This window comes from Bradyrhizobium sp. 23 (genome assembly GCF_023073295.1).
In the GTDB taxonomy this organism is placed as follows: domain Bacteria; phylum Pseudomonadota; class Alphaproteobacteria; order Rhizobiales; family Xanthobacteraceae; genus Bradyrhizobium; species Bradyrhizobium canariense_D.
Genome location: NZ_JADPJF010000064.1, coordinates 240155 through 241229 on the forward strand (window position 1 = coordinate 240155; position 1075 = coordinate 241229).

At 63.0% G+C, this 1075-nt stretch carries 3 protein-coding genes; 2 read left to right on the top strand and 1 reads right to left on the bottom strand.

Annotated features, from left to right (window positions below):
- Positions 1-261, top strand: a 261-nt coding sequence (locus tag IVB32_RS16265; protein ID WP_276576777.1) for a DapH/DapD/GlmU-related protein, incomplete at its 5' end; no start/stop codon positions are given.
- Positions 262-263: 2 nt separating this feature from the next.
- On the opposite strand, the gene IVB32_RS16270 is transcribed toward IVB32_RS16265, so the two are convergent.
- On the bottom strand, positions 264-428 hold the full coding sequence (locus IVB32_RS16270) for a hypothetical protein (protein WP_247371639.1): 165 nt from the start codon (positions 426-428) through the stop codon (positions 264-266).
- Positions 429-570: 142 nt separating this feature from the next.
- Here IVB32_RS16270 and IVB32_RS16275 point away from each other — a divergent pair, with 142 nt between their 5' ends.
- The gene (locus tag IVB32_RS16275) at positions 571-870 is read left to right on the top strand and encodes a hypothetical protein (RefSeq protein WP_247371642.1); all 300 of its coding nucleotides are present in this window, start codon (positions 571-573) and stop codon (positions 868-870) included.
- Positions 871-1075: the final 205 nt, after the last annotated feature.

The following is a 1075-nucleotide window of genomic DNA, read 5'->3' on the forward strand; positions in this document are numbered from 1 at the left end:
TGCACCATCGAGGAGGGCGCACTCGTCGGCATGGGCTCAATCGTGATGAACGGCGCCAGGATCGGGCGCAACAGCATCGTCGGCGCCGGCTCCGTCATCACCGAGGGCAAGGAGTTTCCCGAACGGTCCCTGATCATCGGCTCGCCGGCGCGGGTGATCCGCACGCTCGACGATGCTCAGGTGCAGAAGATGGGGAGTGCTGCGAAGTTCTACGTCGCCAATGGACCGCGCTTCACAAAGGGCCTCAAGCGGATCGGGTGAACTCAGCTTCCTTCGGACTCGCGCGCTTCTATTGCGCTTGCGACCTTCTCGTGCCCCGCAGACCATAGGGCATGCTCATCGCTACCGTCCTGGTACGGATTGGCTTCCGCCGGAATGTTTTTACGCGCCGCGCGTTCGCCTTCTGCAAAAGCATCGCGATCGTTCATCGTGACTGCGCCTTTCTGTTTGCGGAGCAGAAGATCAGCATGCGCGTGATCGTGCCCGCCTTCCCGGTTTCAAGCTGATGCGACGGCATTTGTTCCGGAACCGGTCCTTGCTGCGGCGGTTGATCGGCGAAGGAGAATTTCAATGGCCAGATTGCCTATAGCCCGTTCAATCAAGACCGTGATCGTGATCTTCGCCCTTGTCGCGGTGCCGGCCGCATCGTTCGCGCAAGCCACCGGCGGCTCCACAGGATCGGCCGGAGGTGTCGCCAATTCTCCGGCTCCCGCGCTAGGCACCAACAGTCTGGGGACCGCCCAATCGTCCGGTGCGAATGCACCCGGCGTCACCACTGGGACCGGCGCAGGTGGGTCCACCGACGCCGCCGTCAACGCCGAGAACCGGCTGCTCGACAAGAAGCTCAAGAGCATCTGCCGCGGCTGCTGACGCTCGCGGGGAAGTGAGACAGTGAGGCTGTCAGGAACGCCTCAAGCCGATTAGCTTGGTCCTGCTTTGGAGCGTGGAGGGTATCCACGCAGAGGATCGAGTGATGTTACGGAAGATGATGTTGACGGCGCTGGCTGTGGTGGCGGTTGGGTCGTCGATGCCGCAGGCGGCACAAGCGGGCGGTCACGGCGGCTGGGGTCATGGC

Excerpts from the sequence above, each read along its gene's own strand:
- IVB32_RS16275 (WP_247371642.1), top strand. The coding sequence starts at position 571 with ATGGCCAGATTGCCTATAGCCCGTTCAATCAAGACCGTGATCGTGATC.
- IVB32_RS16270 (WP_247371639.1), bottom strand. The coding sequence starts at position 428 with ATGAACGATCGCGATGCTTTTGCAGAAGGCGAACGCGCGGCGCGTAAA.